The organism is Silvimonas soli (assembly GCF_030035605.1).
Lineage (GTDB): Bacteria > Pseudomonadota > Gammaproteobacteria > Burkholderiales > Chitinibacteraceae > Silvimonas > Silvimonas soli.
In genome coordinates this window covers 4,427,670-4,454,156 of record NZ_CP106736.1, presented here as the reverse complement: position 1 = coordinate 4,454,156, position 26,487 = coordinate 4,427,670, and the positions used below count along the sequence as shown (strand labels likewise).

The 26,487-nt window shown below is 56.1% G+C and carries 22 protein-coding genes and 1 tRNA gene; 10 read left to right on the top strand and 13 right to left on the bottom strand.

The window, feature by feature from the left end:
- Positions 1 to 136: 136 nt before the first annotated feature.
- Positions 137 to 2,242 carry an elongation factor G gene (fusA, locus tag N7220_RS20410; RefSeq protein ID WP_283149375.1) on the bottom strand — a complete coding sequence of 702 codons (2,106 nt, stop codon included), beginning with the start codon at positions 2,240 to 2,242 and terminating at the stop codon, positions 137 to 139.
- Between the two features lie 490 nt (positions 2,243 to 2,732).
- On the opposite strand from fusA, the gene hutH reads away from it, so the two are divergent.
- Entirely contained in the window at positions 2,733 to 4,283 is a 1,551-nt protein-coding gene (gene hutH, locus N7220_RS20405; RefSeq protein ID WP_283149374.1) for a histidine ammonia-lyase, read from the top strand.
- Between the two features lie 90 nt (positions 4,284 to 4,373).
- Here the strand turns inward: hutH and N7220_RS20400 are convergent, their stop codons facing one another.
- Positions 4,374 to 4,673, bottom strand: coding sequence for a hypothetical protein (locus N7220_RS20400; RefSeq protein WP_283149373.1), 300 nt, complete (start codon positions 4,671 to 4,673; stop codon positions 4,374 to 4,376).
- A 287-nt stretch (positions 4,674 to 4,960) separates the two neighbouring features.
- Here N7220_RS20400 and N7220_RS20395 point away from each other — a divergent pair.
- From N7220_RS20395 to oppF, 9 genes are all read left to right on the top strand, one after another.
- A tRNA-Gly gene (locus N7220_RS20395) sits at positions 4,961 to 5,034 on the top strand.
- Between the two features lie 419 nt (positions 5,035 to 5,453).
- Positions 5,454 to 5,747, top strand: coding sequence for a hypothetical protein (locus N7220_RS20390; RefSeq protein WP_283149372.1), 294 nt, complete (start codon positions 5,454 to 5,456; stop codon positions 5,745 to 5,747).
- 686 nt (positions 5,748 to 6,433) lie between these two features.
- On the top strand, positions 6,434 to 7,843 hold the full coding sequence (gene gndA, locus N7220_RS20385) for an NADP-dependent phosphogluconate dehydrogenase (protein WP_283149371.1): 1,410 nt from the start codon (positions 6,434 to 6,436) through the stop codon (positions 7,841 to 7,843).
- 585 nt (positions 7,844 to 8,428) lie between these two features.
- Positions 8,429 to 9,502, top strand: a complete 1,074-nt coding sequence (locus N7220_RS20380; protein WP_283149370.1) for a porin — start codon at positions 8,429 to 8,431, stop codon at positions 9,500 to 9,502.
- A gap of 140 nt (positions 9,503 to 9,642) precedes the next feature.
- Positions 9,643 to 11,259 (top strand): peptide ABC transporter substrate-binding protein, encoded by a 1,617-nt coding sequence (locus N7220_RS20375; protein WP_283149369.1) that lies wholly within the window; start codon positions 9,643 to 9,645, stop codon positions 11,257 to 11,259.
- Positions 11,260 to 11,406: 147 nt separating this feature from the next.
- A complete protein-coding gene (oppB, locus tag N7220_RS20370; RefSeq protein ID WP_283149368.1) occupies positions 11,407 to 12,342 on the top strand; it encodes an oligopeptide ABC transporter permease OppB in 936 nt (311 codons plus the stop codon).
- 7 nt (positions 12,343 to 12,349) lie between these two features.
- On the top strand, positions 12,350 to 13,264 hold the full coding sequence (locus N7220_RS20365; protein ID WP_283149367.1) for an ABC transporter permease subunit: 915 nt from the start codon (positions 12,350 to 12,352) through the stop codon (positions 13,262 to 13,264).
- 8 nt (positions 13,265 to 13,272) lie between these two features.
- Entirely contained in the window at positions 13,273 to 14,277 is a 1,005-nt protein-coding gene (locus N7220_RS20360; RefSeq protein ID WP_283149366.1) for an oligopeptide/dipeptide ABC transporter ATP-binding protein, read from the top strand.
- Positions 14,270 to 15,259 carry a murein tripeptide/oligopeptide ABC transporter ATP binding protein OppF gene (gene oppF, locus N7220_RS20355; protein WP_283149365.1) on the top strand — a complete coding sequence of 330 codons (990 nt, stop codon included), beginning with the start codon at positions 14,270 to 14,272 and terminating at the stop codon, positions 15,257 to 15,259. Before N7220_RS20360 ends, oppF begins: the two co-directional genes overlap by 8 nt.
- A 69-nt stretch (positions 15,260 to 15,328) precedes the next feature.
- On the opposite strand, the gene N7220_RS20350 is transcribed toward oppF, so the two are convergent.
- The 11 genes from N7220_RS20350 to cysM all read right to left on the bottom strand — a co-directional run bounded on the left by N7220_RS20350 (position 15,329) and on the right by cysM (position 26,449).
- Positions 15,329 to 17,437 (bottom strand): HDOD domain-containing protein, encoded by a 2,109-nt coding sequence (locus tag N7220_RS20350; RefSeq protein ID WP_283149364.1) that lies wholly within the window; start codon positions 17,435 to 17,437, stop codon positions 15,329 to 15,331.
- Between the two features lie 130 nt (positions 17,438 to 17,567).
- Positions 17,568 to 18,314 (bottom strand): enoyl-CoA hydratase/isomerase family protein, encoded by a 747-nt coding sequence (locus N7220_RS20345; RefSeq protein ID WP_283149363.1) that lies wholly within the window; start codon positions 18,312 to 18,314, stop codon positions 17,568 to 17,570.
- A 128-nt stretch (positions 18,315 to 18,442) separates the two neighbouring features.
- A complete protein-coding gene (gene cysS / locus N7220_RS20340; RefSeq protein WP_283149362.1) occupies positions 18,443 to 19,813 on the bottom strand; it encodes a cysteine--tRNA ligase in 1,371 nt (456 codons plus the stop codon).
- Positions 19,814 to 19,923: 110 nt separating this feature from the next.
- Positions 19,924 to 20,508, bottom strand: a complete 585-nt coding sequence (gene scpB / locus N7220_RS20335; protein ID WP_283149361.1) for an SMC-Scp complex subunit ScpB — start codon at positions 20,506 to 20,508, stop codon at positions 19,924 to 19,926.
- 9 nt (positions 20,509 to 20,517) lie between these two features.
- Complete coding sequence (locus N7220_RS20330) at positions 20,518 to 21,333, bottom strand: segregation and condensation protein A (protein WP_283151458.1); 816 nt, start codon at positions 21,331 to 21,333, stop codon at positions 20,518 to 20,520.
- Between the two features lie 91 nt (positions 21,334 to 21,424).
- Complete coding sequence (locus N7220_RS20325) at positions 21,425 to 22,627, bottom strand: tryptophan--tRNA ligase (protein ID WP_283149360.1); 1,203 nt, start codon at positions 22,625 to 22,627, stop codon at positions 21,425 to 21,427.
- Positions 22,628 to 22,688: 61 nt separating this feature from the next.
- Complete coding sequence (locus N7220_RS20320) at positions 22,689 to 23,345, bottom strand: site-2 protease family protein (protein ID WP_283149359.1); 657 nt, start codon at positions 23,343 to 23,345, stop codon at positions 22,689 to 22,691.
- A 124-nt stretch (positions 23,346 to 23,469) separates the two neighbouring features.
- Positions 23,470 to 24,093 (bottom strand): L-threonylcarbamoyladenylate synthase, encoded by a 624-nt coding sequence (locus tag N7220_RS20315; protein WP_283149358.1) that lies wholly within the window; start codon positions 24,091 to 24,093, stop codon positions 23,470 to 23,472.
- A gap of 16 nt (positions 24,094 to 24,109) precedes the next feature.
- On the bottom strand, positions 24,110 to 24,667 hold the full coding sequence (locus N7220_RS20310) for a dihydrofolate reductase family protein (protein ID WP_283149357.1): 558 nt from the start codon (positions 24,665 to 24,667) through the stop codon (positions 24,110 to 24,112).
- Complete coding sequence (locus N7220_RS20305) at positions 24,664 to 25,512, bottom strand: 3',5'-nucleoside bisphosphate phosphatase (RefSeq protein ID WP_283149356.1); 849 nt, start codon at positions 25,510 to 25,512, stop codon at positions 24,664 to 24,666. Before N7220_RS20305 ends, N7220_RS20310 begins: the two co-directional genes overlap by 4 nt.
- 58 nt (positions 25,513 to 25,570) lie before the next feature.
- Positions 25,571 to 26,449, bottom strand: coding sequence for a cysteine synthase CysM (cysM, locus tag N7220_RS20300; protein ID WP_283149355.1), 879 nt, complete (start codon positions 26,447 to 26,449; stop codon positions 25,571 to 25,573).
- Positions 26,450 to 26,487 lie beyond the last annotated feature (38 nt).

The following is a 26,487-nucleotide window of genomic DNA, read 5'->3' as shown; positions in this document are numbered from 1 at the left end:
GCTTCATTATCACGTCGTCATGAACAGAACGGCGAGACAATTGCATAAAACACCATCGCCATATTGGCGCACGAATCACAAAGAAACGGGAATCCATTTCAGCGGATTCCCGTTTTTCGTGATTGGCCAGCAGTTGTCAGCGTTGGCGGGTACTGACAATTGCCGCCGTCACGGGTGGCGGCGCCTCGGAGTAATGCTTGAACTCCATGGTGTACGTGGCACGCCCTTGGGTCAGCGAGCGCAAGGTGGTGGAATAACCAAACATTTCTGCCAACGGCACCTCAGCGCGGATCAGTTTGCCGCCCCCGCCTGCAATGTCTTCCATGCCCTGCACCATGCCACGCCGGGACGACAAGTCGCCCATCACATTCCCCATGAATTCCTCTGGCGTTTCCACTTCAATCGCCATGGACGGTTCCAGCAACACTGGCTTGGCACGCCGCATGCCGTCCTTGAACGCCATCGACCCCGCCATGCGGAAGGCGTTTTCGTTGGAATCCACGTCGTGGTATGAGCCAAAAGTCAGCGTCACTTTCACGTCCACCACTGGATAACCCGCAAGCACGCCAGCGGTCAGCGTTTCGCGAATGCCTTTATCCACCGCTGGAATGAACTCACGCGGAATCACCCCACCCTTGATGGCATCGACAAACTCGTAGCCCTTGCCTTGCGGTTGCGGCTCCAGCTTGATCACCGCGTGACCATACTGTCCGCGCCCGCCCGATTGCTTGACGAACTTGCCTTCAACATCCTCCACCGCAGTGCGGATGGTTTCGCGATAGGCCACCTGCGGCTTACCCACGGTCGCCTCAACGTGAAACTCGCGCCGCATCCGGTCAACCAGGATTTCCAGGTGCAACTCACCCATGCCTTCAATAATGGTCTGGCCCGACTCTTCATCCGTATGCACCCGGAAGGACGGATCTTCTTGCGCCAGTCGATTGAGCGCAATGCCCATTTTTTCCTGATCGGCCTTGGTTTTTGGCTCGACCGCCTGCGAAATCACCGGCTCCGGGAAAATCATCCGTTCCAGAATGATGATCTTGTCCGGATCGCACAGCGTGTCGCCGGTGGTGGCATCTTTCAGCCCTACTGCTGCGGCGATATCACCCGCATACACGTCCTTGATCTCGGCCCGGTTGTTGGCATGCATCTGCAAAATCCGCCCTAGCCGTTCTTTCTTCTGCTTGGTCGGGTTGTAGAGTGCGTCACCGGAATGCACCACGCCGGAATACACCCGGAAGAACGTCAGTTGCCCCACAAACGGGTCGGTCATGATCTTGAAGGCGAGCGCGGAGAACGGCTCTTCATCGCTCGGATGACGCTCAATCTCTTTGTCGTCTTCGCTGTGCCCCAAAATTGCGGGCACATCGATGGGCGACGGCATGTAGTCGATGACGGCATCCAGCATCGCCTGCACACCTTTGTTCTTGAACGCACTGCCGCACAACATCGGCACGATTTCATTGGCGATAGTCCGTTTACGCAGGCCGCGCTTGATCTCGTCTTCGGTCAGCGTTTCGCCACCCAGATATTTCTGCAGCAGGTCTTCATCACCTTCTGCGGCGGCTTCGACCATTTTCTCGTGCCACTCGTTGGCGCTATCGAGCAAATCAGCCGGGATATCGGCATATTCAAAATGCACGCCCTGACTGACGTCATCCCAGATGATCGCCTTCATCTTGACCAGGTCGATCACGCCGTGAAAATGGTCTTCAGCGCCGACCGGAATCTGGATCGGCACCGCCACGCCCTTCAGGCGCTCGGCAATCTGCTTCTGGACGCGGAAAAAGTCCGCGCCAACCCGATCCATCTTGTTCACAAAGGCAATGCGCGGCACTTTGTATTTGTTGGCCTGGCGCCAGACGGTTTCGGATTGCGGCTGCACGCCACCGACCGAGTCGTACACCATGCAGGCGCCATCAAGCACGCGCATGGAACGCTCCACCTCAATGGTGAAGTCGACGTGACCGGGGGTATCGATAATGTTGATGCGGTGTTCTGGATAATTGCCGGCCATGCCCTTCCAGAATGCCGTGGTCGCCGCCGAGGTAATCGTGATCCCGCGTTCTTGTTCTTGTTCCATCCAGTCCATGGTGGCCGCGCCGTCATGGACTTCGCCAATTTTGTGATTGACGCCGGTGTAGAACAGGATGCGCTCGGTGGTGGTCGTTTTACCGGCGTCGATATGCGCGCTGATACCGATATTGCGGTAGCGCTCGATAGGCGTTTTGCGGGACACGGGAACCTCTCTCGTTTATACCCCGCTGCAACTTGCAGTCGGGGTGTTTACCTGCCTTGTGGGGGCACCCACCAAGGGGTAACGAACAGACCAGTACTGCGCACACAGGCAGCAGCACCGGCAGGCTCAACAACACGCAATTACGTGCATTGAGCCCCTTTCACCATAGTGTGCAAGCGCGAAAATTGCTGAACCCGCCGCCACGCAACCGTCATATCTGCAGCCCTTGTCAGCGCCACTTCCAAACGACTGCGTGTTGCTGCAGCGGGCATCAGAATCGATAAATAATCGTGCGTTCATGCGGGTTTGTGCTAATTGTATATACAACCAACAAAACACGTAGAATGCCCATCATCCATTGAACCTGACCGGCAATTATTCGCCCCTGGCACATCAACAGAGTCAGGGCGAACCGGCATAAATCAAGCGCACGCTTTGGCACCCATTGCCAGCGAGCAAGCATCCACCAGATATCAAACGGACCTGCAGCATGAGCCCACGCATTCAACTGAAACCCGGCCAGTTTTCCCTGAACGACCTGCGCAATCTGTGGCAAGCACCGCACCAGCTGGTGCTTGATCCAGAAGCGTGGCCTGCAGTGCAAGCCTCCGCCGATGTGGTAGCGCGCATTTTCGGCAAGGGTCATGCCGCGTATGGCATCAATACCGGTTTTGGCAAGCTGGCGCACACCCGCATTCCGGATGAACAACTGGAAGAACTGCAACGCAATCTGATCCTGTCGCACTCCGTCGGCGTGGGTGAAGCATTGAGCCCGGCTGTAACCCGGCTGGTGATGGCGCTGAAGATTGGCAGTCTGGCACGCGGATTCTCCGGCGTTCGCCCGGTGATTGTGGAAACACTGTTGGCGGCACTCAACGCTGGGGTGATCCCGCATATTCCGGCCAAGGGTTCGGTGGGCGCTTCGGGCGATCTGGCACCGTTGTCTCATATGACGCTGGCGCTGATGGGTGAAGGCGATGCCTGGCTCGATGGCCGGCGTTTGCCCGCTCGCGAAGTACTCGCCAAGACCGGCATCACGCCATTGCGACTGGCCGCCAAAGAAGGGCTGGCGCTGATCAATGGCACGCAGGTTTCAACGGCGCTGACTTTGCATGGTTTGTTTATGGCGGAACGGGTGTTCGCTGCGGCGACATTATCCGGCGCGCTGGCAATTGACGCCGCACGCGGCAGTGACGCCCCATTTGATGCGCGCATTCACGAAGTGCGTGGGCAGGCCGGCCAGATTCGTCTTGCGCGCATTTATCGTGAGTTGTTGGTGGGCAGCGAAATCCGTAAATCCCATCTGGAAAACGACGAGCGTGTCCAAGACCCGTACAGTCTGCGCTGCCAGCCTCAGGTAATGGGTGCTTGTCATGATCTGATCACTCAAGCCGCCCGCACTTTGCTGATTGAAGCCAACGCGGTTACTGATAATCCGCTGGTGTTTGCCGGTGAAAATGGCGCTGACGACGCTGTACTGTCTGGCGGCAACTTCCACGCCGAGCCCGTCGCGTTTGCGGCAGATACGCTGGCCTTGGCCATCTCGGAAATTGGCGCATTATCTGAACGCCGTATTGCCCTGCTGATCGACGCCTCGCTGTCTGGCCTGCCGCCGTTTCTGGTCAACGCACCGGGGCTGAACTCCGGCTTCATGATTGCGCATGTAACAGCTGCGGCGTTGGCGTCTGAAAACAAAACTCTGGCGCACCCGGCCAGTATTGATAGCCTGCCTACCTCCGCCAACCAGGAGGATCACGTCAGCATGGCGACCTTCGCTGGCCGCCGCCTGGACGATATCGCGCGCAACACCGCCACGGTGGTTGGCATTGAATTGCTGGCCGCAGCGCAGGGCGTGGATTTTCATGCGCCGCTGGTCACCTCGCCGCGCCTGGCTCAAGTTCGTGGCCACTTGCGCGCCAAGGTGCCGTTCTATGACAAAGATCGCTGGTTCTCGCCAGACATCGAAAATGCAACCACGCTGGTGCTGGCGGGAAACCTCGGCGCCAATAACGAAGACCTGCTTGACAGTCTGTTCGAATAAACCAGACCAGCGCTGAAAACAAAAAAAGCCAGACCACTCAACCCGGTCTGGCTTTTTTTGTTGCGATCTTCTGACATGCGCCCTTGAGTGTTAATTCATCAGGCGCGCCATCATTTCATCGATCAACACACCTATCGTCACGCCTCGCTCTGCGGCCCGCTGGCGCAGCAACCGCCGCGTGCGCTCATCAACCACTGCATTCAACTGCACCGGAATTTGCACGCTGGTGACATCCAGCGATGTCAGCGCCGACTGCATGCGCTGATGCCGACTGCGGCGTTTACGTTCCGCCGCCGTCATGGGGCGAGCCCCGACACAAGGCCGACCGCGTTTCAATACCACAGAAAGACCGGGCAATTCGGCGGTCAGGGTGTCGGCTGCTTGCTTCATGATCGCGTCCTTTTGTGACTTGCATTGAATATGGATTAATTATGTGACAAGTCACAAAATTATGCAAGTATTTGATGCAAAAGAGCGGCCGCAATAAACAGATATTTTTGTGACTAGCCGCCCAATCTGCGCCAGCGCTTTATGCGGCTAGTCACGTTTATCTGCGCCCCGGAAATGACTGCGTCAAACATGCTATTTTCGTGACTTGCCACAAGGCTTCACCTTGGCTGGCACGCCTACGCCAGCTTGCCCCTGCGAAGCCGTTCGGGTAGTATCCGGGCTTCGTTGCGGGCGTCGTATAATGGTAATACCCTAGCTTCCCAAGCTAGAGCCGTGGGTTCGATTCCCATCGCCCGCTCCACAATCCCCAGCAAAATCAATGACTTGGAATGTTTTTGGCGCAGAGATGGTCCAATGCCACGAAAGACCAAGCCAAAACTGAACAAGAAAAAGCCGCTCAATGCGGCTTTTTTCATTTTGCGACCAATATCCAGATCTATGGACTGTTGGTAGCGGCCCGGGCGTGTTGATTGAGCGCGCGCGGCCTGAACTTGACCACCTCCCCTCCCGTCCAGCCATTCAACGCACGAAAGCCCCCTTGTAGTGGCTCAAGTTTCTTGGCCGCAAATGCGCTAGCCATTGCCAGCTATCACGCCCTCTTTGCCGCTAATCGGCAACTGGTCTGGTTCGTGCTTGAGTTTCACGTTCACAATTCATATTCAGTGAAATAACACTCACCCAACCCTAGTGCAACTCAGGTAAAAGGAGGCTTGTGACACCATGAAACCGATCCGCATCACCTACAGAACGCACGAAAACGAGAAGACATTTACCTATGACTTCGGCGAAGCACTCGCCCCGTCACAGGTGGACTCGCTGGTGCTTGAAGCTGTAATCCAGCACGAATTTCCAGAGAACATGGCCCTGCGCCGTATCGTGGATTTTCCACTTGGAGAAACGGCACAGAAAGAAACGATTGAAGCAGTAATGCGCCGCCTTTCGTTCCATCACATTGAATACCAGATCGGTGAGCAAAGCCGCAAAATCCAGGCCAAGCATCTATTCCACCTCTAAGCCCTTCCCCGTTTCGAGCGGCCCGCAGATGCGGGCTTTTTCTTGGCCTGCGCTTATGTTGCGCCCCATTCTGGTTCGAATAACTGGAGGCACTGAAGATGCAGACAAACCATGACCTTGTCCGTCAGCCACAGTTATCGCCCCACGAGAGCCTGCGATATTGAATTTTGGTTTTATCAAATAAAATCAATATATAAGCCGTCACAGTTCAAGTAATTTAATAAATCAGTCCAAAATGGTCTTACTTCCCGCACCAAAACTTGCCACCGACAAGCAACGCTTTGTTTCCTCACTGGAAACACTGTTTCGTCGAAACGGCGTAGAAGCTTCAGCCACAGGGGTGTAAGATGCGAAGGTTTTTCTGGCACCCGTGCCGGATGTATGGCCCGCTTTTCCTTGTCCAGGACTGTTGAAGTACGCAGCTTCTCCCGGAATCATCGGAACACTCTGGACTGTTATTTGTCTGGAAAGCGCGGTTTACCCCACAGGCAGAAAATAGAGGTTTCAACTGCTGCAAGTGCCAACTTTGCAGTAGACCGTCTTTATCAGGCGAAAAGAAACCCCATATCAAATGCAGCCGAAAATCACTGCGGCGGCTTGCATTGGCAAGTTCAGCCCAAGAGGCTGATTCCATCGTGAGAACAGGCGCGGCTCTACGAATACGCGCATCGACAGGAGCAGAAGAAATGTCCAAGCAACAAATCGGCGTCATCGGCATGGCCGTTATGGGCCGTAACCTGGCGTTGAACATTGAAAGCCGTGGCCACACGGTTTCGATCTACAACCGCTCGGCAGAAAAGACCGACGAAGTTATCGCGGAAAACCCAGGCAAGAAGCTGGTTCCGCACCACACGCTGGAAGATTTCGTTGCTTCGCTCGAAACCCCACGTCGCATTTTGCTGATGGTGAAGGCCGGTACCGCTACCGACGCCACCATCGACCAACTGAAGCCCCTGCTGGACAAGGGCGACATCATTATCGACGGTGGCAACACGCTGTACACCGACACCATCCGTCGTAACAAAGAATTGTCTGACCTGGGCTTCAACTTCATCGGCACCGGTGTATCCGGCGGTGAAGAAGGCGCACTGAAAGGTCCGTCGATCATGCCAGGCGGCCAGAAAGAAGCCTATGCATTGGTCGCTCCGATCCTGACGCAAATTGCTGCGAAGGCTCCGGATGGCGAACCTTGCGTGACTTACATCGGCCCGGATGGCGCTGGCCATTACGTGAAGATGGTTCACAACGGCATCGAATACGGCGACATGCAGCTGATCGCTGAAGCCTACGCCATCCTGAAGGATGTGGTTGGCCTGTCGAACGCCGAACTGGCCGACGTGTTCGCTGACTGGAACAAGGGCGAACTGGACAGCTTCCTGATCGAAATCACCGCCAACATCTTCAAGAAAAAAGATGCTGATACCGGGGGCGAACTGGTTGATGTGATTCTGGACAAGGCCGGCCAAAAAGGCACCGGCAAGTGGACCAGCAAGTCCGCGCTCGATCTGGGCGTACCACTGCCACTGATCACTGAATCCGTGTTCGCGCGTTTCATCTCCGCACTGAAAGACGAACGCGTTCAAGCCAGCAAGCTGCTGAATGGCCCGGCCAACAAGCCTGTCATTGCTGACAAGAAAGCATTCGTTGAGTCGGTTCGCCGTGCACTGTATCTGTCCAAGATCGCTTCGTACGCTCAAGGCTTCGCCCAAATGCGCGCCCAGTCCGACGAAAGCAAGTGGGATCTGCAATACGGCGAAATCGCCAAGATCTTCCGCGCTGGTTGCATTATCCGTTCGGGCTTCCTGCAAAACATCACCGATGCATACCGCAACAACCCGCAACTGACCAACCTGTTGCTGGACCCGTACTTCGCTGGCGTTGCCAACGAATACCAGGCTGCACTGCGTGATGTGGTTGCTGCTGCCGTTCAAGCTGGTGTTGCAGTGCCGACCTTCGGTTCCGCAATCTCCTACTTCGACAGCTACCGCGCTGCCCGCCTGCCAGCCAACCTGATCCAGGCACAACGTGACTACTTCGGCGCGCACACTTTCGAGCGCACCGACAAGCCAGGCATCTTCCACGCTGAATGGTTCTAAGCTTGTGGGTTCCCGGTTGGTTTTCCGGGAGCGCAAGTAGCAACACATCAATCCGGCCACCCCCTTGCAGGTGGCCGGATTTTTATTTGGCGGTAGCCATAGCACGCCTCGATGCCTGCTCGTCCGATTCACGCCGTAAATTCAGAAATGTCTCGACCCCACTGGTACATTTTCCGGTCAAAAATATTTAACAAACCCCAAACCTGTCGCCCGAACACCACATTAAATGTGCATCAAATAAATTTAACCTGCCATCCGGCAAATAAATCATGCCAATGCACTTTATTATTTCAGCGCAATCGCCGTAAAGTGCACGATCAAAAGCATGTCCATTGTAAGAAAAATTCCCATCAATTTGACAAAAATCAAATCCACCATTTATTAGAAATAGTTATTTTAATTTTTCTCAAATTTTTTAATCATTCAATTTCAAAATGGGTTGCGGCTAACATTATTTTCCTGCAATTTTCCATTCGTCTTTTTACCGGCTTAAATTTTCCGTCGACCGTGAAATGATCAATACGTCCCGACGCGCTTCACCAGTGTCGGGATCCGAAAATCTAAAAATTCACGGGAAAAGACGGGATGAGACTCTCCAAACTGGCCATGACCATTGCTTTGACCTGCGCAGCAGGCACTAGCCTCGCGGACGTTACCATTTACGGTATTGCTCAAGCATCTATCGACTACGGCACCAGCGGCAACAATAGCGGCAATCGCCTGTATTACCAGGATATTGGCGCCCGCCTTGGCTTCAAAGGCTCAGACAAACTGGATAATGGCAGCACGCTGGAATGGAATCTGTATCAATACACCGGCGGTTACACGTGGGGTAGTCGCGAAGCCTGGATTGGTATTTCCGACAAAGATTGGGGTTCGTTTCGCTCGGGTAAATCCAAGTCCACCTATTCGCAAGTCATGGATGATTTCGACTTGTTTGAATCGAATACAACCCTGGTGAGCACATTTAAAGACGGCACGTATCGCTCCTTCCCGAATAGCACATTGTTTTATACCTCACCCAAATGGGAGGGGCTGGTACTCAAGGGTGAATATCAACTCAGGGATGGCAGCAACGACAATGCCTACGGATACACCGTATCCGCCAAATACGCTCAGGAAAAGTTTGCTTTGTATGGTGCCTATCAGAAGTTCGGCAACTCCGGCCGCGACCTGTCTGATGTCACGAATGCAGGCGCCTGGTACAACCCGACCGGCGCCGAAGGTAAATCCATGCAGTCCTATTTGTTGGGCGCACAGATCTACCCTGTGCCAGGCATGATCTTTGGTGCCCTGTACCAACATGCGCAACAGGACTTGGCCGGTGCGCCAGCCAGTGCGCCAACCGCAACACAAATGAAACGCGATAGCGTGCTGCTGATGGCGCAAGACAGCATCGGCAAGTGGACTCCCCGCGTTGGCTATGTTCATCAGTTTGCAGGGAAATTTGATAACGGCCCGAGCTTGAGGACCGCCGATCAATTTGAAATTGGCACAGATTACAACCTCTCTAAGCATTCCCTGCTTTACACCGAGGCGAGTTACATTAAAAATCGCGGGCAGAACGGATTTCAGAGCTCTGCCGCAGACATGGGCTGGACTGCATCCAGTGCTGGCGACAGCAAGGTGCTCAGCGTAGGTCTGATTGCATTGTTCTAAGGACAAAGATCCGCTGTCAGGGCGTGCTTTACAGTCTTGGCAGCGGTTTTGTTTATACCCGGCGACTGTCAGCGCACCACCCGCGTGCTGGCGGCACATCAAATCAAAATGCCAACACGATTGGCCAGGAGTTGCACTTCATGAACCGCAAAATCATTGCAGCGGCGCTTGCCGCGTCACTCGGGCTCTGCAGCCTGACCGCACTGGCCGCGAACGTGCCAGCTGGCGTCAAACTGGCAGACAAACAAGAACTGGTGCGCCACAACGGCACTGAGCCGGATTCGCTTGATCCAAGCCTGTATGAAACCAAACCGGCCAACTACATCGCCAGCGATCTGTTTGAAGGTCTGACTCGCAACGGCGCCGATGGCAGCATCCTGCCTGGCGTAGCCGAAAGCTGGAAGCAGACCGACCCGCATACCTGGGTATTCAAGCTGCGTAAAGACGCGAAGTTCTCTGACGGCAGCACCGTGACCGCCGATGATTTTGTTTACTCCTGGCAGCGTACCGTGGACCCGAAAACCGGTTCCAAATACACCATCCTGCATGAATTCATTGCCAACGCCAAAGACATCGTTGCTGGCAAAAAAGCGCCCAAAGAACTGGGCGTAAAAGCGACCGACAAATACACGCTTGAAGTTAAAACTACCGACGTGGTGCCGTTCTTCCCAGGTTTGGTGGCGATGGGCAATATGGCCCCGCTGAAAAAAGAAGCGCTGGATAAAAACGGCAAAGACTGGGTCAAGCCTGGCAAGATGGTGTCCAACGGCGCATACATGCTGGCTGAATGGGTACCAAATAACCGTGTAGTTCTGGTCAAGAACCCGAACTACTGGAACGCCAAAACCGTTGTGATCACCAAAGTGACCTACAACCCGGTTGAGAGCGACGATACTGCACTGAAGATGTACAAGTCCGGCGAAATGGACTGGACCGACGAAATCCCGACAGGCATCTACGCTTCGCTCAAGCAGCAGTTTGGTGGCGAACTGCGTAACACCCCATGGCTGGGCGTCTACTACTTCAACATGAACAACAACCTGCCAGAGTTCAAAGACAAGCGCGTGCGCCAGGCATTGTCGATGGTGGTTGACCGCGACATCCTCACCCAGCGCGTTACCGGCAATGGCGAGACTCCGGCTTATAGCTTGTTTGTGAAAGGCACCAGTGCTGGCACGCCGACCACCTACAGCTGGACCAAAGAGCCGATGGCCCAACGCGTAACCGAAGCCAAAAAGCTGCTGTCTGACGCAGGTTATGGTCCGGGCAAGAAGCCGCTGACGCTGAAGATCACCTACAACACCAACGAAATGCACAAGAAGATCGCCCTCTTCCTGGCCTCTGAATGGAAAAACAAGCTGGGCCTGCAAACCAGCATGGAAAACCAGGAGTTCAAGGTGTTCGTCAAGACGCGTCATGACGGTGCGTATCAACTGGCTCGCAATGCCTGGATTGCCGATTACAACGACGCAACGTCGTTCCTCGACCTGGTCCGTTGCGGCAGCGCGCAGAACGATACCTTCTACTGCAGCAAGACAGTGGATGGTCTGATTGCTGACGGTAACCAGCAAACCGACGCCGGCAAGCGCACTGCGGCGTTCTCCAAGGCCATGGAACTCGCAATGGAAGACTACGCAGTCATCCCGATGTTCCAATACGCCAAGGCACGTCTGGTGAAGTCGTACGTGGGTGGTTACACCAACACCAACTTCCTGGATGACTACCTCACGCAGGATTTCTACATCATCAAGCACTAAGTAGAAGCACCGAGAGCGCGCAAAGTGTTGTGACAATACGGTATTTCCGTCAGTCGCACCTTTGCGCAGCCGTTCCAGAATTCTGGAATAATGGCGCGGCCCTGCGTGGGCGCGCCTTTTTGTTGTTCCAGTCGGGAAGAAAATCAAATGTGGTCTTACATCTTGCGCCGGGTGCTGTGGGCGATCCCCACCGCGCTGGCCGTCATTACCATTTGCTATGTAATGCTGCACCTAACCCCAGGTGGACCATTCGATAGCGAACGCCAGATTTCACCAGCAGTGCTGGCCAATCTGCAGGCGAAATACCACCTCGACCAGCCGATGTGGAAGCAGTACCTGTACTACCTCAACGACCTTGCCCATGGCGATCTGGGTGCGTCTTTCCGCTACGCGGACTGGAGCGTGAACTCGCTGGTTGCCCAGGCTTTGCCCGTATCACTGACCATCGGTGGCATTTCGATGCTCATCGCCCTGGTCGTCGGGGTCATACTTGGCATTGCCGCCGCGCTGCGCCAAAACAGCGCCATTGATTACGTGGTGATGTTTTTAGGCAACATTGGCAACACCGTACCTTCGTTTGTGCTCGGACCGGTTTTGATCCTGATCTTCGCTATCTGGCTCAAACACCCGGATGGTGACGGCTGGTTGCCTGCCGGCGGCTGGGATGGCGGCATACGCTATATGGTGCTGCCGATTGCCTTGTTGAGCATCATCAACGTAGCGACGATTGGCCGCATTATGCGCGCCGGACTTGTCGAAACGATGACAAGCAACTTTATCCGCACCGCTCGCGCCAAAGGCCTGCCGCTGCGCACGATCGTCTTGCGCCACGCGCTCAAGCCAGCATTGATTCCAGTTGCCTCCGTACTTGGCCCGCTGGCAATCAGTTCAATTACTGCCGCCGTTGTCACCGAAACCGTGTTTGCGCTGCCGGGCTTAGGCAAGCTGATCGTGAATGGCGCGTCCAACCGCGATTACACACTGGTGCTGGGACTGGTGGTGCTGATCACCCTGATCGCCGTGCTGTTCAATTTACTGGTCGATCTGGTGTACGCACTGCTCGATCCGCGTATCCGTTACTGAGGTGGCCATGTTATTCACACGTAAAAAACTCGCTCTGGCCGGCGCGGTAACCGATTTGCCGCTCGCCAGCATCAAAGGCCGCAGTCCCTGGGCCGATGCGCGCCGTCGTTTTTCCAAAAACAAAGCCGCCGTAGTCAGCACCGTTTTGTTGGTGCTGATCACCCTCGCCTGTTTAATCGGACCGTCGCTGCTGCCGCACGCTTTTGACGACACCGACTGGGGCGCCATCAGCATGGCACCTACTTGGGCGGGCACTCACTGGTTTGGTACTGACGAACTGGGCCGCGACATTCTGGTTCGCACCTTGATTGGTGGACGCATCTCGTTGCTGGTCGGCCTGCTGGGTACATTGGCCAGCGTGGCAATCGGCATTGCCTGGGGTGCTGTCGCCGGTTTCCTCGGCGGCAAGACCGACTCGGTCATGATGCGGATCGTGGACATGATGTACGCCGTCCCGTATCTGCTGATCGCCATTTTGATGATGACGTTGTTCGGGCGTGAGTTCTATCTGGTAATCATCACCATCGCCGTGTTCTCGTGGCTGGATACCGCCCGGGTGGTACGTGGCCAGACGCTCACACTCAAATCGCGTGAGTTTGTCGAAGCGGCCCACGCCATTGGCGTGCCAACGCATCGCATCATCTTCAACCACATCGTGCCCAACCTGCTGGGCATTGTGGCGATCTACACCACGGTAACCGTGCCAGGCGTGATTCTCACCGAATCCGTGCTGTCTTTCCTGGGTCTGGGCGTGCAAGAGCCTATGACCAGCTGGGGCGCATTGATTGGCGATTCTGTTGGCAAGATGGATGCCACGCCATGGATGCTGCTGTTCCCGTCCCTGTTCCTGTGTCTCACCCTGAGCTGCGTCAATTACATTGGCGACGGCTTGCGTGATGCATTCGACCCGAAAGATCGTTGAGGCCCGCCATGAGTTTGTTGCAAGTAAAGAATCTGGGCGTGCAGTTCACCACGCCCGACGGCGTGATCAGTGCGGTCAACGGCGTCAACTTTGAACTGGAACGCGGCAAGACCATCGGCATCGTCGGCGAATCCGGCTCCGGCAAAAGCCAGACCGTGCTGGCGCTGATGGGATTGCTGGCCAACAACGGCCAGGCCACGGGTGAAGCGCTGTTTGAAGGCAAAAACCTGCTCACCATGCCGGCCAAAGACCTGAACAAGGTTCGCGGCGATCGCATTTCCATGATCTTCCAGGACCCGATGACTTCGCTTAACCCGTACCTGACGGTTGAGCGGCAGATGACTGAGGTCCTGGAGCTGCACAAGGGAATGGGTCGCAAGGCCGCCAAAAAACGGGCCATCGAGCTGCTGGAAGCGGTCAAGATTCCCGAAGCCGCCCGCCGCGTTACCATGTATCCGCATGAGTTTTCGGGCGGTATGCGACAACGCGTCATGATCGCGATGGCGTTGTTGTGCGAGCCCGAAATCCTGGTGGCTGATGAACCGACCACCGCGCTGGACGTGACGGTACAAGCGCAGATCATCACCTTGCTGAAAGAGCTGCAACGCGACTTTGGCACCGCCGTCATCATGATTACCCATGATCTGGGCGTCGTGGCTGGCAGCTGTGACAAAGTCATGGTGATGTACGGCGGTCGCACCATGGAATACGGCACGGCTGACGACATCTTCTATCGCCCTTCGCATCCGTACACCATTGGCTTGTTGAACGCCTTGCCACGACTGGATCACGACGGCGCCGAGTTGATCTCGATTCCGGGCAATCCGCCGAATATGGCGCATATGCCACCGGGCTGTCCGTTCAGTGAGCGTTGTTCGCTGGCCGATCAGCGCTGCCATACCGATATGCCGCCGCTGATGGCTACTCCAGAGAATCCGCAAGTTTTGCGTGCCTGCCACAAAGCTGGTGCCGAAGTGTTTGCACTCAAGCACAAGGAGCTGGTCCATGGCTGAGCAAAAACAACTCATTTTGTCCGTGCGTGATCTGAAAGTGCATTTCAAGGTACGCCAAGGCAACAAGTGGCCATGGCAAGCGCCACGCACGCTCAAGGCTGTCGATGGTGTTTCGTTCGATTTGTATGCGGGCGAAACACTGGGTGTGGTGGGCGAATCCGGCTGCGGCAAATCCACTTTGTCTCGCGCCATGCTTAATCTGATCCCGGCTACCGATGGCAGCATCGTGTGGATGGGCAAAGAAATGAAAGGTGCCAGTCACGGCGACTGGCAAGCCGCACGCAAAGATATCCAGATGATCTTTCAGGATCCGCTGGCATCACTGAACCCGCGCATGACCGTGGCGCAGATTATCGGTGAACCGCTGCGTACGCATCGTCCGGAATTGTCCAATGACGAAGTGATGGCGCGTGTCCGCAAGATCATGGTGCGCGTGGGTTTGCGCGAGCAGCAGATCAACCGTTATCCGCATGAGTTCTCGGGCGGTCAGGCACAGCGCATCGGCATTGCCCGCGCGCTGATTCTGGAGCCCAAGCTGGTAATTTGTGATGAACCGGTTTCGGCACTAGACGTTTCGATTCAGGCGCAGATTATCAACCTGCTCAAAGAGTTGCAGCGGGAAATGGGTCTGGCACTAATTTTCATCGCGCATGATCTGGCCGTGGTGAAACACATCAGTGATCGCGTGCTGGTGATGTATCTCGGGCATGTCATGGAGTTGGCGACCAAGCAAGCGCTGTACGCCCAACCAACTCATCCGTACACGCAGGCGTTGCTGTCGGCCATTCCTATTCCGGACCCCAAGCTGGAACAAGCCAAGGTAATCCAGATTTTGAATGGTGACCTGCCCTCGCCGATCAACCCACCGACCGGTTGCGTGTTCCGCACGCGCTGCCCCAAGGCGCAAGCAATCTGCGCCGAGACGCTGCCACCGCTGCGTCAAATGAGTGAAGGTACCGAGGCTGCTTGCGTGCTGGCTTGAGTGTGATTGTCAGTACTATCAAAAAAACGCCGTCTTTTGACGGCGTTTTTATTTGCGCACAAGGCCGGACTAACTGCCCGATTGTTTGGTGCGAATGGCCAAAACCGCCTGATTGCGCAAGGTCTTCAACAAATTAAGTTCGTTGCTGCCCACCGTAATCGAGCCCGGCACTGTTTTATCACCGTAGAAAAACCCCAGTACACGATCACCCACCTTGATCGGAAACAGCATAAAGGTCGCCGCCGCCACTTGCTGGCGATACCACTGAGGTACGCGCGCGGCGATACTGGGCGCGTCAATGTCGTCGATCAAGACATCCAGATTACGCTCAAGCGTCACCTGAAACACGTCCCCTTTTTGCGTGGTATCCATCTGGAACCGCGGAATCACATTGTTTACATCGTTGCCAAAACCAAATCGCGCCAGAATCATTGGCTTTTTGGCGTCGCGCGTGCACAGCAGTACCCGCTCGAAGCCTATTCCGCGATACATGGTTTCCAGAATCATGCGCAGCACATCATTCAACGCAAAATTACTGACCAAGGCCTGCGTAATATCCTGAACCCCCGCAGACAGCACCGCCGCCGCGTCACCCGCCGTCTGGGTGGCGCTAGTCAGCACAAGGTCGTCCATAACATCGGCCGATTGTTCGGCACCCTCGCCACGCAGCAGCGTCTGCAAAAACACGCTGTGATGCGCATCGACCCCAATGGCACCCAGTTGCTCCATCAGCGCGGCGCCAGCTGCCTTCATGACTTGTTGCATGCCCCGAAAATCCAGCCCGGTAGCGGTGCCGAACAAACGCACCGGCTCGTTCAGCTTGACCGGGGCAGCACCCACCAGCGGCACCAGACGGGCACTGAGATTGGCGTAAACCCGTAAACGTTCCAGCGTGCTGGCCGGTTCGCGCATCATGCCGTCAGGCAGTGGGCGCATGGCATTGACGATGCGTTCAGGGAACAGCCAATGCCGCGCCACACCAATACCCAGCTCATCCCACGACATCCCCAGCACGGCGATGGCCGCAGACTCCTCCGACATGCCGGACTGTATGCGTCGGGTGATTTCGCGCTGTTCTTCCGGAAAGTAATACACCGTCAGCAAGCGCCCGAGATGGTGAAACATGCCGCAAATCAGTGATTCTTCAGCGTCGCGCGCACCGCATTCCAGCGCAATTTGCCGTGCCAGCAAGCCACCAAAAAACGCCTGCAACACCGCGTCACGCAATTGGGCGGCATGCGCCTTGTTATGCATGTGCTCAAACAGCAAGAGCGTGATGGCCAGATTGCGGATCGCATCAAAACCCAGAATGACGATGGCGCGTGAAATGGTGCTGATAGTGCCGCCAAACTGGCCATAGCTGGCAGAGTTAACCAGCCGCAGCAATTTGTTGACCAGCGAAAAATCATTGAGGATAACGCCAGAAAGCACTTGCAAGCGCTCGGCATCGCCTTCGTTAATTTTGTTAATTGCGCCGATGGCTTGAGATAGCGCGGGGAAATCGCTGGTATGGCGCATACGGCGCAGCAGAAATTCCAGCGTTCCGGGCGCGCCTTCGGCCATGGGCGTTGAGTCGCCACGCCAGTTGCGCAAGGCATCGCGCAGGGCAGCGGCGGCGGGCGGCCTGGGTTGCAGGGCGCTCATCAACAATTGATCAAGCGCCGCATCAAGTTCCGGTCTGGGCTGGTTTGCGCCTGGTGCAGCAGTCTGCCCGGTCAGAATCATGTAAAACAAAGCGCCTACCGCATGTACGTCATCTGCGGCGAGCCCTCGCCCTGTCCCGATGTCCAGCAGCCGCGGCTTTTGTTGGGTATCCAGCAGAATGTTATGTGCAGTGACGTGACCATGCGTGAGCCCTGCCTCATGCAGGACTGCCAGGGCATCCAGCAGATCAATAACCAGATCCACCGCCAGTGCGATGCTGAAATGCTGTTCGCTCAAACGCGAACCCTGTTCGTATTTGTAAACCAGCGCGCTCTGTTCGTCGAAGCGCGTGCACTCCAGCAAGGGCACCAGACCGGCATGCTTCAGGCCCACTGCGGCGATATCACCCACCGCCCCGACACGCAGCACCACCTCACGCTGAGTCTTGCTGTCGTGGGCCAGCCATACCTTGCCCTGAGAACCCGTCCCCAGTTCCCGCAGTAATTGAAACCTGTTTTGCAGCGATGTTGGCATGCGCCCTCCCCATGCAATCATCATAGCGAGTCAGCATAAGCCAGACAGTGGTGGAATCACCTAAACAACACTTTGAAAGTGAAAAGCTTACGGACGGCGCACCAAAGCATATGGCTGTCGCGCTGCCGGATTATTTTTTGAGTCTGGCGACCAGCGCATGCAGCGCCGTTTGGGTGTCCGGGTTAAACCATTCGTCCAGGAACGCATCCAGATCAAATCCGGCGGTAAACGGAGCCACCAGTTCGGCACGTGCGATACGACGGGTAGCGAGCACGGCGTGGCGTGGCAGCCGAGCCAGTTGTTGCAGCCACTCGACTGCCGCTGGCACCACGCCTTCAACCGGGCGCAGTTCGTCAACCATGCCGCATGCATGTGCTTCTGCGCCGGTAATCATGCTACCGGCGACCAACAAGCGTTCGGCGCGGTAAGGCCCCACCAACCGTCGCAAAGCGTTTTGTACGCATTCCGGTGCAACCAGCCCGACTTGGACCTCGTTCAAGCCGATCCGGTAATCACCCGTGGCCATGATGCGGTAATCGCAGAAAATCGAAATCACTGCACCGCCGGCAGGACTATGCCCGGTAATTGCAGCCACGACGGGAATCGGACTGACCGCCAACGCAGCAAAGATGCCAAAGAAGTCATCCATAGCCTGGCGCAATGCCGGGCGCTGTAGTGGCAACAAGGCGGGCACATCCAGCCCGGCAGTGAACAAACCGGGGCGGCCGGACAAGACCAATCCCTGGATGCCATCGCTGATGGCAAGGGCAATTTGCTCACGCAATGCACGCAGCAACTCCGGCCCCAATGCGTTCACCGGCGCGTGGGCCAGATTCAGTTCACGGATGCCGTTGGGGTGATCGATCAGTTGCAACATAAAAGCCTCTTGATTGCGTGATGCGCCATTATCACGGCCCCATGAAAAACGCCGGCATCAGGCTTTCCCTGATACCGGCGTTTAATGCGCACAAATACAACGCTCAACAACTGGCCAGACGTGGCCGGTCAGGCGCGGCGCCAGGTAGTGCCTTGCGCGCCATCCTCCAGCACAACGCCTGCGGCCGTCAGCGCATCGCGAATACGGTCGGACTCGGCAAAGTTTTTGGCAGCACGGGCAGCTTTACGCTGGGCGATCAGATCATCAATCGCTTCAGCGCTCAGTTCACCTTCACCAGCGGCGCTTTGCAAAAATTGCTGCGGATCGCGTTGCAATAGACCCAGCACACCAGCCAGCACTTTCAGTTCGCCAGCAAGCGCAGCCGATTGTTGTTTGTTGGCTTCATGCGCCAGTTCAAACAGCACGGCGACGGCTTCGGTGGTGCCGAAATCATCATCCATTGCCGCTTTGAAACGCGCTGCGTGAGGCGTGGTCCAGTCGATGGCAACGTCGGTCGCTGCCGTGTTCTTGAGCGCGGTGTAAAGACGAGTCAGTGAGTTCTTGGCATCATCCAGATGCGCGTCGCTGTAGTTGAGCGGCGAACGATAATGCGCGCGCAGAATAAAGAAGCGCACCACTTCGGCATCGTACTTGGTGAGGATGTCGCGGATGGTGAAGAAGTTGCCCAAAGACTTGGACATCTTCTCGTCATCCACCCGGATAAACCCGTTGTGCAGCCAGTAGTTCACGTACTTGTGATCGTGCGCGCCTTCAGATTGAGCAATCTCGTTCTCGTGGTGCGGGAACTGCAAATCCTCGCCACCGCCGTGAATATCGAAATGCTCACCCAAATGGAAGCAACTCATTGCCGAGCATTCAATATGCCAGCCAGGACGACCAGAACCCCATGGCGATTCCCATGCTGGCTCGCCTGGTTTGGCGGCTTTCCATAGTACGAAATCCATTGGATGCTGTTTGTTGTGGTCGACTTCTACCCGCTCGCCCGCGCGCAAGTCGTCCAGCGACTTGCCGGACAACTTGCCGTAACCCTCAAACTTGCCCACGGCGTAGTACACGTCGCCATTGGGTGCGGGATACGCCAAGCCCTTGGCGACCAACTGGCCGATCAACGCCAGCATGCCATCGATATGCTCGGTGGCCTTGGGCGCATGGTTGGGCCGCTGTACGCCAAGGGCGTCGGCGTCTTCGTTCATGGCGTCGATAAAACGCGTGGTCAGTTCACCAATTGTTTCGCCGTTTTCGGCGGCACGTTTGATGATCTTGTCGTCGATATCCGTGATATTGCGCACGTAATCAACCTCGTAACCGCTGGCCTTGAGCCAGCGCGAGACCATGTCGAACACCACCATCACGCGCCCATGGCCGAGGTGACAGTAGTCGTACACCGTCATGCCGCAGACATACATCTTGGCCAAGCCTGGGGTGATGGGGACGAATTCCTGTTTCTCGCGGGCGAGTGTGTTGTAGATATTCAGCATGGACTTATCAGAGGTTAAGACGAAAAGGGCCATTCTAGCAGAGCAGATACGCCTGTCGCGGGGGAAAAACCGGGTTTGCTTGAGAGACCAGCCGGCAAACCAGGCCAGGATTACTCAGTGGTGGCATCGCCAGAGCCAGGCAACACCATATTGCCAAGTTCTTGTAGTGGCGGCAGTGCAGCCAGGCCAGCCAGCCCCAGATCATCCAGGAATTGTTTGGTAGTGCCGAGCAACTCAGGACGGCCCGGGACTTCTTTATGGCCAATCACATCCAGCCAGCCGCGTTCTTTCAACGTCTGGATGATCTGACTGGATACCGTTACGCCGCGAATTTCTTCAATGTCGCCACGGGTAACCGGCTGTTTGTAGGCGATGATGGCGAGCGTTTCCATCACTGCACGCGAATAGCGTGGTGGGCGCTCCGGGTTGAGCCTTTCCAGATAGGGCTGCATTTCCAGCCGCGCGCGAAAACGCCAGCCAGACGCCACCTTGATCAGCTCTACGCCACGCCCTGACCACGATTGCTGGATTTCTTCCAGCAGTTCGTTAATCAAAGCACCGGGGATTTCCTCGGCAAACAGGATTTTTAGCGAAGCCAGCGACAACGGCTCTGGCGCCACCAGCAGCGCTGTTTCCAGCACTTTTTGCATGTGGGCTCGGTCATAAAGACTGGAAGTGGATACAGAGGTGCTCATGGACCAGGCTCAGTGTTCAGGCGGTAAGGGCATGACTTCATCGGCCGAAGCACCAGCCAGACGAACGTAAATGGGGGCGAATCCTTCATCCTGATTCACCCAGATGTATTTCTCTTTCACCAGCTCCATCACCGCGATAAACGTCACCACCAGCAACGGCACGCCGCGCGTGGTATCAAACAGTGTTTCAAAACGGGCGTAACGGCCATCCTTCAAGAGCTTGAGGATATGCGTCATTTGCTCACGCACAGACAACTCATCCGGTTTTACGGTGTGACTCTTGTTGCGTTTGGCCCGCGCCAGAATAGCCATCCATGCGGTTTTGAGGTCTTCCTGACGCACTTCGGGCAAGCGCACCACCATGTCTTTTTCAAACAGCACGCTCACCAACTGGAAGTCCCGTCCGGCTTGCGGCAGTTGGTCCAGTTCGTACGCCGCCAGTTTGACTTGTTCGTATTCCAGCAAGCGCCGCACCAGTTCGGCACGCGGATCGGTTTCATCGCCCTCTTCGCTGCTCGCAGGCTTGGGCAGCAACAGGCGGGATTTGATCTCGATGAGCATGGCGGCCATCAGCAGGTATTCAGCCGCCAACTCCAGCCGATCGACCCGCATCACATCGACATATTCCATATATTGCGCAGTAACGCGCGCCATCGGGATATCAAGAATGTCGATGTTCTGTTTGCGGATCAGATACAGCAACAGGTCCAGCGGACCTTCAAAGGCATCCAGCAGCACGCGCAAGGCATCAGGCGGAATATAGAGGTCTTGCGGATACTCAGTGACCACTTCACCAAAGACATGCGCCAAGGCCAGCGGCAACACGGCCTCACCTTCAGTGGCTAGCGGCAGCGGTTCCGTGGGCTCGGCGGCAGGATGGGCAGGCGCATTCACAGCGAAAGGTCACCAGTGGACATCAATCGTAGCCCAGGCCCATGGCTTCGCGCACATCACGCATGGTTTCGCGCGCCAGATCACGCGCCCGCTCACAGCCATCGGCCACCAGGTTACGCACCAGCGTCGGGTCTTCCAGATACGGTTGGGCGCGTTCAAACATCGGCTTTTGTTCGGCCAGCACGCCATCAATCACCGGCTGCTTGCATTCGATACAGCCGATCCCTGCTGTTTTACAGCCTTCAATCACCCACTGTTTGGTGCTGTCTTCGGAGTAAACCTGGTGCAACTGCCAAACCGGGCATTTTTCCGGATCGCCCACATCGGTGCGACGTACACGCGCCGGGTCGGTGGGCATCTGACGGATTTTTTTGGCGACGACATCGGAGTCTTCGCGCAGGCTGATGGTGTTGCCATAAGACTTGGACATCTTGGCGCCATCCAGCCCGGGCATACGCGAGGCACTGGTCAGCAAGGGCTGGGATTCCGGCAGGATCATCTTGCCGCCGCCTTCCAGATAACCAAACAGCCGCTCCATATCGCCGTGGCTCAGGTTCTGCGTGTCGGCCAGCATGGCACGAGCGGATTCGAGCGCCTCTACATCGCCTTCTTGCTGATAACGCGTACGCAACTCTTCATACAACTTGCCTTTTTTGCCACCCATTTTCTTGATGGCGGCTTCGGCTTTTTCAGCAAAGTTGGGTTCTTTGCCGAACATATGATTGAAGCGTCGGGCGATTTCGCGGGTGATCTCAACGTGCGGCACCTGATCTTCGCCTACGGGTACCAGCGTGCCGCGATACAGCAGAATGTCAGCGGCTTGCAGTAGCGGGTAGCCCAGAAATCCGTAGGTGCCGAGGTCTTTGCTGGACAGCTTTTCGATCTGGTCTTTGTATGTCGGTACGCGTTCCAGCCAGGACAGCGGCGTAATCATCGACAGCAACAAATGCAGCTCGGCATGTTCCGGCACCCGGCTCTGGATAAAAATGGTGGCTTGTGCGGGGTCTACTCCGGCAGCAATCCAGTCGATCACCATGTCCCAAACGCTCTTCTCGATGACAGTTACATCGTCATACGCCGTGGTCAGCGCATGCAGATCAGCCACCATAAACAGGCATTCGTATTCGCTTTGCAGCTTGACCCAGTTCTTGAGCACGCCGTGATAATGACCGAGATGCAGCTTGCCGGTCGGGCGCATGCCTGAGAGAACACGATCGGGAAACATGTTAAATCCTTGATCCAGTTAATTTTATTAGTATATGCAACACAACCGCGCGCAAAGCGGTTTACAGAAAAGGCCTCAAAAACAACTGCAGGAACTGGAAGGTGAGCGCCATAAACGGGCTCATTACCAAAAACAGCACCTTGGTCATCATCAGCACCAGCACGATGATCATGCCATAGGGTTCAATGCGCGCCACCGTCTGGGCCGCTTTGATAGGCAGGATGGAGACCAGAATCCGCCCGCCATCCAGTGGTGGAATCGGAATCAAGTTCAACACCATCAACACCACGTTGATCTGCACACCGGCCTGCGCCATTTGCCGCAGCGGGAACATGAAATCACCTTCAGCGGCGTGAATGACTGCGCCCAGCACCAGTGTCCACAGTATGCCCATCACCAGATTGGCAGCCGGGCCAGCCAGCGCCACCCAGCGCATATCGCGTTTGGGGTTGCGCAAATCGCCGAAGTTGACCGGCACCGGCTTGGCCCAGCCAAACAGAAAACTGCCCGGCAACAACAAACACAGCAACGGCAAGGCAATGGTGCCCAGCGGATCAATATGCTTGATCGGATTGAGCGTCATGCGCCCCATCAAAAAGGCAGTTGGATCACCAAATTTCTTGGCTGCATAGGCATGCGCGGCTTCGTGCAGGGTAATCGCAAACAAAACGGGCAACGCGTAAATGCAAACGTTCTGAATAAAGGAATTGATATCCATGTGGCCTTACCGGAAGGAGCTTGAGCGAGCGTGCGCAGAATCATCGCACGGAAACGGCACTGCGGGAATCGCAGTGCCGTCGTGAATGGAGCAGATGTGCGACCAAGGGTTCAATCACCCACGGTTAACCGCCAAACAAGCTGGCGTCGCCCTTGCCTTGTCGCAACACCACCGGGTTCTCGCCAGACAGATCAACCACAGTACTCGGGTCGATACCGCAATAACCGCCATCAATAATCAGATCGACATCGTGTTCCAACCGGTCGCGAATATCCCACACATCGGTTAGCGCGTAATCATCGCCGGGCAAGATAAGCGTGGATGACAGCAGCGGCTCGCCCATTTCTTCCAGCATGGCCAGCGCGACCGGATGCTGCGGCACCCGCAAACCAATAGTCTGCTTTTTGGGGTTCCACACGCGACGCGGTGTTTCTTTGGTGGCCTGCAAGATAAATGTGTAGCTGCCTGGCGTCGCGGTTTTGAGCATGCGGTAGGTGCGATTGTCGACGCGGGCATACGTGCCCAGTTGCGACAGATCGTGGCAAACCAGCGTGAAATGGTGCTTGTCATCCAGTTGCCGGATGCGGCGGATGCGTTCCAGCGCGTCTTTATCGTCCAGCCGACAGCCCAGGGCGTAGCAGGAATCCGTCGGATAAACGATCAATCCGCCTTTGCGGACAATGTCTGCGGCCTGTTTGATCAGACGCGCTTGCGGGTTTTCAGGGTGTATTGAAAAGAATTGGGCCATGTCTCAACAGATAAGGTCAGGAGTCCGCCCGGTCAAGTACCTGGGTGGTGGAGCGGGCATAGTGTAGCTGGAACAGCCCGCCGGGTAATGCTTGTGTGCGCTGCAATTGCCAGGATGACGCGGCTGGCCCGGCAAAAAGATCGATGCCTTCGCCTAAAACCTCAGGCACCAGCGTCAGAATCAGCTCATCAATGCGGCCAGCCGTGAAAAAATCGGCAGCCAGTTTGCCGCCGCCAACCAGCCAGATGCGCTCAAAACCGGCGCGTTGCATGCTTTGCAGCCAGTCAGCTACCGGCTCATCAACCCGTTGCAAAGTGCTGGATACCGGCTGGGTGGGTAAAGCGTGGTGGCTAAACACATAACACGGCCGATCCGCATGCGGCCAGGTACCGAAGGTCAGCACCTGGTCGAACGTGGCGCGCCCCATTACCAATGCATCGATTCCGGCATAGAACTCGCCATAACCAAAGTCGCCGCCTTGCGGATCGACTTGCGGCAACCAGTCCAGATCACCGTTACTGCGGGCGAGTTTGCCGTCTAGCGAGATAGCCGCATAGAGCACCACCGTGGTCATGCGTGCTCCGGTAACCATTGTGCCCACACTGGCGTGCAACCAATTGGCAGTTCAGGATTCAAGCCCGGTTCGCGAGCGCCTTCACCAGTAGCGTGATAATCGGTACCGCAAGACGCCATAAAGCCAAACTCTTGCGCCAACCGGCCAAAGCGCCCTACCTCTGCAGCGCCGTGGCTGCCGGAGACGACTTCAATTGCTTCGCCACCCAGGCGTCGGTACTCGGTGAGTAGCACGCGCATGGTCTCGTTACCCATTTCGTAGCGGCCAGGATGCGCCAGAACAGCTACGCCGCCAGCAGCGCGAATCCACTCGATGGCTTCATGCATGCGCGCCCACTCGTGATCCACATAACCAGGCTTGCCGCGTACCAGAAACTTCTTGAACACGGATTTGGTATCTTTGGCCGCGCCGATTTCCACCAGATAGCGGGCGAAGTGGGTACGGCTGATCATTTCCGGGTTTTCGGCGTACTTGCGGGCACCTTCCAGTACGTTATCCAGGCCGACCCGCGCCAGCGAGGCACTCATCTGCTGGGCGCGGTCATCACGCCCGGCACGGACACTGGCCAAGCCTTCAGACAATACCGGGTTAGCCGGATCAACATTCAACCCGACAATATGCAGCGTGTACTTACCCCAACTGGCGGAGACTTCTACGCCATTGAGAAACTTCATATCGTATTTGGCGGCTTCTTCTGCCGCCAACGCCAGGCCACGGGTGTCGTCGTGATCGGTCAGTGCAAACAGTTTGCAGCCACGTTCGGCGGCCTTGCGGGTCACTTCCTGCGGTGGCAGCAAGCCGTCCGAGAAATTGGAGTGGCAATGCAAATCGACGGGAACCATCATGCCTGCGGCCTCGCTATTTGAGTGAAGCAGGTGGCGTGGGAGAGCAATACACAATGCTTCATGCCGGAAAAATCCCGGTGGAGAGATAACGGTCACCGCGGTCGCAAACAACCGACACAATGACGGCGTTTTCGACTTCGGCCGACAATCGAAGCGCAGCAGCCAGCGCGCCGCCGGATGAAACACCGGCAAAGATGCCTTCTTCGCGTGCCAGACGGCGAGTCATTTCTTCCGCTTCTGGCTGCGAAACTTCCATTACGCGGTCGAGTTTGCTCCAGTCACAAATAGCGGGCACGTATTCGGCGGGCCATTTACGAATACCTGCAATGGATGCGCCATCACATGGTTGTACGCCAATAATCTGGATATTGGCGTTTTGCTCTTTGAGATAACGCTGCGTGCCCATCACGGTACCAGTGGTGCCCATGCTGGAAACAAAGTGGGTAATGGTGCCTTCGGTATCACGCCAGATTTCCGGGCCGGTGGTTTCGTAGTGCGCCAGCGGGTTATCCGGATTGGCAAATTGATCCAGCATGATGCCCTGACCTTGGTCGACCATGGTCGCGGCCAGATCGCGCGAGGCTTCCATGCTTTCCGCCAGAATAACCTCTGCGCCAAACGCTTTCATGGTCTGCACCCGTTCAACGCTGGAGCTTTTGGCCATGATCAGGGTCATGCGATAACCCATCATGGCAGCGGCCATGGCCAGCGCGATGCCGGTATTGCCAGAAGTGGCTTCGATCAGGCGATCGCCGGGTTTAATGGTGCCACGCTCCTGGGCGTGCCGAATCATCGACAGCGCTGGGCGATCTTTGACTGAACCAGCCGGGTTATTGCCTTCCAGCTTGACGAGGACGGTGTTGCTGGTATTGCCAGGCAAGCGCTTGAGCTTGACCAGCGGGGTGTTGCCTACGAAATCTTCAAGGTATTTGAACATGCGGCACTCCGTGAATGAGAGTAATTATACTCTGATCA